Origin of the sequence: Paenibacillus phytohabitans (genome assembly GCF_013141775.1) — a bacterium.
GTDB lineage: Bacteria > Bacillota > Bacilli > Paenibacillales > Paenibacillaceae > Paenibacillus_AQ > Paenibacillus_AQ phytohabitans.
In genome coordinates, this window is the sequence record NZ_WHOB01000063.1 from 1 (window position 1) to 7,371 (window position 7,371).

The following is a 7,371-nucleotide window of genomic DNA, read 5'->3' on the forward strand; positions in this document are numbered from 1 at the left end:
GGTGCTGCCTGGAAGCAGACGATTTTCTAACCCTATCTGCATGCTTCCAAATACGGCCGCGGGGTTTCGCTTCAGCCGATTGTCAATTCTCCGAAATACGATGCACAGGATTACACCGATGTTCCTTATCTCGACAGCGCGATTGTACATAATGAGGAGCAGGGGGAGCTGACTATTTTTGCGGTGAACCGTCATTTGGTGGAAGGCCTGCACCTGAAGGCCGATATCCGGGGCTTCGAGGGGTATACCCTGCTTGAGCATATCGTTCTGAAGCATGATGACCTGAAAGCGGTGAATACGCCGTCAGAACAGAAGGTACAGCCGGAACTGGCTGCCGGTACGGTATGCAAGGACGGTTACGTGGAGACGCTTCTGTCCAAGGCATCCTGGAATGTCATTCGTCTGGGCAAGAGGAACTGACACATGTACATGGAATCAGAACGATAACGAGTACATTGTTTGCAAAAACATTTTTGTAGATGATTTGCTAAATTTTATTTACTTAGGAGGAGAAAGTGTTGAACAAAAAGTGGGGTTTTTCAGCATTGGCACTTGTTCTATCATTATCTACAGTATTGGCGGGCTGCGGGAAGGACGATAAAAATACGATAACGTTCTGGACGCCGCTTACCGGGGATGACGGTGCCTACATGGATCAACTGGTTAAAGATTACAATGCAACCAATCCGGAAATGAAAGTGAAACATGTCATTACCGCAGATATGTATACAAAGATTTCGACAGTGCTTAACTCCGGCAAGGGCGTGCCTGATTTGTCGATTATTCACGCCGACCGTGTTCCTGGATATGTTAAGCAGGGGCAGCTTGAGCCGATGACAGCCGTAACCACAGCACAACCCGAAATTAAGCAGGAAAATTACCTGCCTCAGGCATGGTCAACAGGTACGATTGAGGGAACTCAATATACAGTTCCACTCGATATTCACAGTAATGTGATGTACTACAATAAAGATCTGCTCGCCAAATACGGTGCAGAATCGTTCCTTGATGACAACGTGGTAACTATTGATGAAATGCTCTCCCTACAGGGTAAATTGAATGAAGGCGATTATGTTGTCAATGATGCCTTGCTCGGCTGGGTCATTCTTGCACAGATTCAAAACCTCGGCGGGGACATTCAGGAGAACGGCAAACCTGCGGTAAATACGCCGGTTATGAAGCAAGCCTTTGAAGAGGTTAAGAAAATCAACGATGCCGGACTGATGACACCATTCGGTGAAGACGGCTACCTGATGTTCCAATCCGGCAACGTGTTATTCTCCACTGACGGTACCTGGAGCTCTACGGCACATGCCGGAGTGGAAGGCCTGAACTTTGGAGTAACTAACGTATACTCCCCTACACCTGACAAGTTCACGAACAGATCGTCTTCCCACTTGTTCGCTATGCTGAAGAATAAAGACAGATCCGAAGAGAAAGTAGCCGGAATCGGCAGTTTCCTTGAGTTCATCCGTGCGAATTCTATGGAATGGGCCAAAGCCGGACAAACCGTAGCAAGTAAACAAGTTATTGAGAACCCTGAATATCAAGACTATATCCAATCCTTCTTCACCTCCAGTGAAAAAGAAATTGACTCCCTCTATATCTACACTTACGAGTACTATCCATACATTGCAGAAGCCGTTGATACGTACTGCGGAGACATCGTCCGCGGCAACGTGGACATCGACGAAACCCTGCAAACCATGCAGAAATTCGTAGAGGACAAAATCGCCGAAGGAACAAGCGGCGCGGCGCAGTAAACGGAGCGGAATAGATTGTATGGAGCAATGTGCCGGTAATGGCACATTGCTTTATGCCAAAGGAGAAAAGATTGCCTATGAAAAAGAAATTAAATTTGGCGCCTGTTTTCTTTGTAGGTCCACATGTCATCTTGTTCGTTGTTTTTATTTTACTGCCGACAATCTACGGGATATATGCATCGTTTACCAAATGGAATCTGATGAATGAGCCTGTCTGGGTGGGTCTTGCCAATTACAAGACCATTCTTTTTGACAACAGCTCTACATTTCATACGCAGTTCAACAACGGTTTGAAGAATACCCTGGTCTTCGTCGTGCTTAGTGTACCGCTGTTAATTGTGATTCCATTGCTGATTGCGGTTGCGCTTGAGCATAAGAAAGTGAAGGGGAAAAGCTTGATTCAGGCTATTCTGTATATCCCGGGTCTGATTTCCATCTCTGCGGGAGCCCTGATCTGGCTGCTGCTCTTCAACAAACAGCTCGGGATGGCCGGCAATGTGTTCGGTTCCAATGTCGCCTGGCCAACGCACCAGCCGTATGCCTGGATTCTGATTATTATCATCACGATCTGGGGCGGTGTCGGAGGCAACATGATTATTTACCGTGCTTCGATCAGCGGCGTATCCCAGGATTTATATGAATCGGCAGAAATGGACGGCGCGGGTCCGATCCGCAGATTTGCGAGCATCACCCTGCCTTCGATTCGTTTCCCGCTCATCTTTACCTTTGTTATGACTACTGCGGGTGCCTTCAACGTATTTGGCCAGCCGCTAATGATGACTGATGGCGGACCGCGACAGACTACACATGTGCTGATGATGTATATCCGTCAGCTCGCGTTCGGCAACGGGGAGTCCATTGCGGGAATGGCATCAGCAATGGCAGTGCTGCTGGGATTGGTGATTTTGATTATTTCAGCCCTGCAATATTATGTGATGAACCGGAACGCAGCGTAGGTATTTCTAAGACATGGGATCTGGCAGTGGAAATTGAAAAGGCAGGTGTACCGTATGGCAAACCAAGTGGCTGGACAATTGGATAAAGGTCCGCTTGTAAGCGGACAGAACGGTTCAAAAAGAAAAGGTTCGGGCTTCAGCATTTCAAAATATATCTCGTATCTCTTTTTGATCATATTGTGTGTGATGTGGATCGTCCCTATAATCTTCGGAATTACAACCTCTTTCCGGTCGCAGACCGAAGTTGTGACCTCCGGGTTCCGGTTGTTTCCGAAGGAATGGATATTCGATAACTATGTAAAGATTTTGGATAATACTTCTACGGCTCCAATCTTGCGTTGGCTAGTGAACTCATTGTTCATTGCGTCCATGCATACCCTATTGGTCGTTGTTGTTATTTCCATTACCGGTTACGGCTACTCTCGAATGAAATTTAAAGGAAGAGATACGCTGTTCTTTACCCTCCTCGGTATATCCTTTTTCCCGGGTGTTGTGAACCTGATTCCTTCCTATAAAATCATCGATGCCTTAGGCTGGGTGAACACCTCCTGGGCCATGATTATCCCCGGGCTTGCGGGCATGGGTAATCTCTTTTTGGTAAGGCAGTTTATGAACGGCATTCCGAAAGAGCTCGATGAATCGGCCCATGTGGACGGTGCGGGCCACTTTCGAATTTATTTCTCGATCATTGTGCCGCTGATTAAACCGATTCTGATCGTATGCGCGCTGTTCTCCTTTACAGGATCATGGAATGACTTCCTGTGGCCAGTTATCGTATTTACCGATGTTGACAAAATGCCGGTCACGGCCGGGCTGCTGCTGTTGCAGGATATCTACGGGAACTACCGTATGATCGGGCAATTGATGGGTTCGGCAATCTTAGCGATAATCCCGACGTTGGTGCTATTCCTGTTTGCCCAGAAATACTTTGTGCAATCGATTAATTTGAACTCTGGGATTAAGGGCTAAATACAAAAATATTCTCTAAGGAGAGAGAAACTATGACTGCAAAGCTGGTTATCAACGCAGATCTGCCTAAAAACGTCATCAACAAAAATATTTACGGGCATTTCGCCGAGCATTTGGGCAGATGTATCTATGAAGGCCTGTGGGTAGGCGAGGATTCGCCAATACCGAATACGGACGGTATCCGTAATGATGTCATTGCAGCGCTCAAAAAGCTGAACATTCCGGTGCTGCGCTGGCCGGGCGGCTGTTTTGCCGATGAATATCACTGGAAAGACGGAATCGGCCCCAAGGAAGGACGCAAGCGGATGGTCAACACCCATTGGGGCGGTGTAGTAGAAAACAACCATTTTGGCACCCATGAATTCTTCCGGTTGTGCGAGCTGCTGGAATGTGAGCCGTACATTTGCGGCAACGTAGGCAGCGGCACAGTCCAGGAGATGTCAGAATGGGTGGAGTATATGACCTTTGACGGCCAATCACCTATGGCGGCCTGGCGGCAGGAGAACGGCCGTGAACAACCATGGAAGCTTAAATATTTCGGTGTCGGCAACGAGAACTGGGGCTGCGGGGGAAATATGCGTCCTGAATACTACGCGGACCTGTACCGCCGTTATCAGACATATACCCGGAACTACGGGGATAACCGGCTCTACAAGATTGCCGGTGGAGCGAACGTGGATGATTACAACTGGACTGAAGTTCTGATGAGAGAAGCCGGCCGGTTCATGGACGGGCTAAGCCTTCATTCCTACACCATCCCCGGCAGCTGGGAAGAGAAACGCCAGTCGCTCGGTTTCGATGAAGCCGAATGGTTCGAAACGATGCAGAAATCACTTCATATGAACGAGCTCATTACCCGGCATTCAGCCATTATGGATAAGTATGATCCACAGAAGCGGGTAGGATTGATTATAGATGAATGGGGTACATGGTTCCTGAACGAGCCCGGAACCAATCCGGGATTCCTGTATCAGCAGAACACACTCAGAGATGCGCTCGTGGCAGGCATTCATCTGAATATTTTCCACAATCACAGCGACCGGGTGCAAATGACCAATATTGCTCAAATGGTCAATGTGCTGCAGGCACTGATCCTGACCGAAGGCGACCAAATGTTGCTTACACCTACATATCACGTGTTTGATATGTATAAGGTGCATCAGGATAATGAGCTGCTGGAGGTCTCTTTACAGAGTCCGGATTACAACTTCGGCGGGGTCACAATTCCGCAGCTGAGCGTCTCTGCATCCCGTGATGGAGAAGGCAAGGTCTATGTCTCCCTGTGTAACATCAGCCATGAAGCGGCAGCCAGTCTAAGCCTCGACATTTGCGGTATCACACTAAGCAGTGTAAGCGGACAGATTCTGACACATGGCGAGCTCGGTGCGCACAATACATTTAACAATCCGGATACTGTAGCGCCGGCTGCCTTCGAGGGCGTGTCTTTAAACGATGGAACTTTGGACTGCGAGCTTCCGCCGGCCTCAGTAGTCGTTATTACACTGGAATAAGACTCTATGCCCGAGATTCCGCACATGAACCGCAGGGAAGGCTGCAAGAGCTGCCATAGCAACTTCGTCAGCCCGGAAAAGTGGAACGGCTGATAATACAAGACACACCGGCTTCAGGATTCGCTGTGCCCTTATCCACCGCTTCGTAGTGGAACTGAGGCCCGCGGACTGATGACGGCAAATCCTCCTCCTTCCCCGGTACATTCGGTATGCTCAGGTCTGAGTTACACAGCCGTTTAATACTTCTGAACAGACCAAAGGAGAAACCATGATGAGTACAAATAGAGAGTACAGCAATCCGCTTGTGGAGCAGAGGGCGGACCCTTGGGTGTACAAACATACAGACGGCTATTACTATTTCACGGCTTCCGTGCCGGAGTATGACCGGATTGAAGTGCGCAGAGCTGCAACAATTGAAGGGCTGAGAGAAGCAATACCGGTCGTAGCCTGGCGCAAATATGAGAGTGGCCCGCTCAGCGCCAATATCTGGGCTCCCGAAATCCATTATATTGACGGCAAATGGTATATTTATTTCGCTGCCGCCCGGACCACGGAAACGAAGGAAGGTCTGTTCGACCACCGCATGTTCGTGCTGGAGAATGCTTCGGCGAACCCGCTGGAAGGGGAATGGGTAGAGAAAGGCCAGATGAAGACGGCCTGGGAATCCTTTGCCCTGGATGCCACTTCGTTCGAGCACAAGGGAGTGCAGTACTATGTATGGGCGCAAAAAGACCCCGATATCGAGGGGAATTCCAACCTGTATATCTCGTCCATGGCGAACGGCTGGACGTTAACAGGTCCGCAGACGATGATCGCCACGCCGGAGTATCCATGGGAGATTATTGGCTTCCGGGTGAATGAGGGCGCAGCTGTCCTGAAGCGTAACGGCAAGATCTTCATGAGCTTCTCTGCCAGCGCAACCGACTATAATTACTGCATGGGCCTGCTCACGGCGGATGAGGACAGCGATCTGCTGGACGCCGCCTCCTGGACCAAACATCCTGAGCCGGTCTTCAAGACGAGTGAGGAGAACGGGCAATACGGCCCCGGGCACAACAGCTTCACGGTTGATGAGAACGGTGAGGATGTGCTGATCTACCATGCCCGCACCTATAAGGAGATTACCGGAGACCCGCTGTACGATCCGAACCGCCATACCCGGGCCCAGTGCCTGCACTGGAATGAAGACGGCACACCGGATTTCGGTATCCCGGTGAAGGACGGCGGGAAATAAAGGGCAGGTTCTTATAAACCCGCTGCCGTAATGGCAAAGGAATGGCCTGCTAATCTGCTAATATGCAAAGAGTCCCGCAACCCTTAGAGGGGAGCGGACTCTTTGTGCTGTGCAGGAAATCTCGATGAAACCCGCTGTTGATCTCGATCAGGCCGCTCGCCTCCATTCTTCCAGGGAGGTCGTTTAGAAAAAAATCATTTTATATAATTATAAACCAATTTAGATTAAAATGAGGAAAACATCCCTTTATTTGGATGTAGTAATTGAAATTAAGCTGAATATGAGTTATATATCAATTTTTTTATGTTTTATCAAATTAATAAAGATGTTTTGTTACAAAAAATGATTAAATTTTAAGAGGCTATACCCTTTGTCGGTTTTATTTTGAATATGTATGAATAAGTTTATATCTTTATGTTTACAGAGATGTTTATATATGTTATTTTATACTTGTAAGCGAATACATTTGAATGTTTTCTAATTATTTCACAATTATATGAAACGGTTGGTGATGATATGACTTCTGGTGCATTAAGGGCAACGCTGATTGTAGACAAATCCTTTGTAATCGCTGAAGTGGATAAGCGGATCTACGGCTCATTCATAGAACATCTGGGGCGGGCGGTCTACGGCGGAATATACGAGCCCGGACATCCCACTTCAGGCGCTTCCGGCTTCAGAGACGATGTGAAATCACTGGTGAAGGAACTGGATGTGCCCATTATCCGATATCCCGGAGGGAATTTTGTATCCGGTTACAATTGGGAGGATGGTGTAGGTCCAATTGAGCAGCGCCCGAGACGTCTTGAACTGGCGTGGCGGACGGTCGAGCCTAATGAGGTAGGTACCAATGAATTCATGAACTGGGCCAGAGAAGCGGGTTCAGAGGTCATGATGGCAGTCAATCTCGGAACACGCGGAGTAGATGCAGCGCGTAA

General features: G+C 48.5%; 5 protein-coding genes and 2 pseudogenes. All 7 read left to right on the plus strand.

Translation table 11 applies throughout. From position 1 onward, the window contains the following. Positions 1 to 420, plus strand: a pseudogene (locus tag GC101_RS21965) (alpha-L-arabinofuranosidase C-terminal domain-containing protein); the annotation flags it as partial. 95 nt (positions 421 to 515) lie between these two features. Beyond that, entirely contained in the window at positions 516 to 1,763 is a 1,248-nt protein-coding gene (locus tag GC101_RS21970) for an extracellular solute-binding protein (protein WP_171718996.1), read from the plus strand. 77 nt (positions 1,764 to 1,840) lie between these two features. Then, positions 1,841 to 2,719 (plus strand): carbohydrate ABC transporter permease, encoded by an 879-nt coding sequence (locus GC101_RS21975; protein WP_171718997.1) that lies wholly within the window; start codon positions 1,841 to 1,843, stop codon positions 2,717 to 2,719. Between the two features lie 54 nt (positions 2,720 to 2,773). Continuing rightward, positions 2,774 to 3,688, plus strand: a complete 915-nt coding sequence (locus GC101_RS21980) for a carbohydrate ABC transporter permease (RefSeq protein WP_171718998.1) — start codon at positions 2,774 to 2,776, stop codon at positions 3,686 to 3,688. A gap of 32 nt (positions 3,689 to 3,720) precedes the next feature. Next, positions 3,721 to 5,199: an alpha-N-arabinofuranosidase gene (locus GC101_RS21985; protein ID WP_171718999.1), complete on the plus strand. Its 1,479-nt coding sequence runs from the start codon at positions 3,721 to 3,723 to the stop codon at positions 5,197 to 5,199. 271 nt (positions 5,200 to 5,470) lie between these two features. Beyond that, positions 5,471 to 6,433, plus strand: a complete 963-nt coding sequence (locus tag GC101_RS21990; RefSeq protein WP_171719000.1) for a glycoside hydrolase family 43 protein — start codon at positions 5,471 to 5,473, stop codon at positions 6,431 to 6,433. A 516-nt stretch (positions 6,434 to 6,949) separates the two neighbouring features. Next, positions 6,950 to 7,371: pseudogene (locus GC101_RS21995) on the plus strand (alpha-N-arabinofuranosidase); the annotation flags it as partial.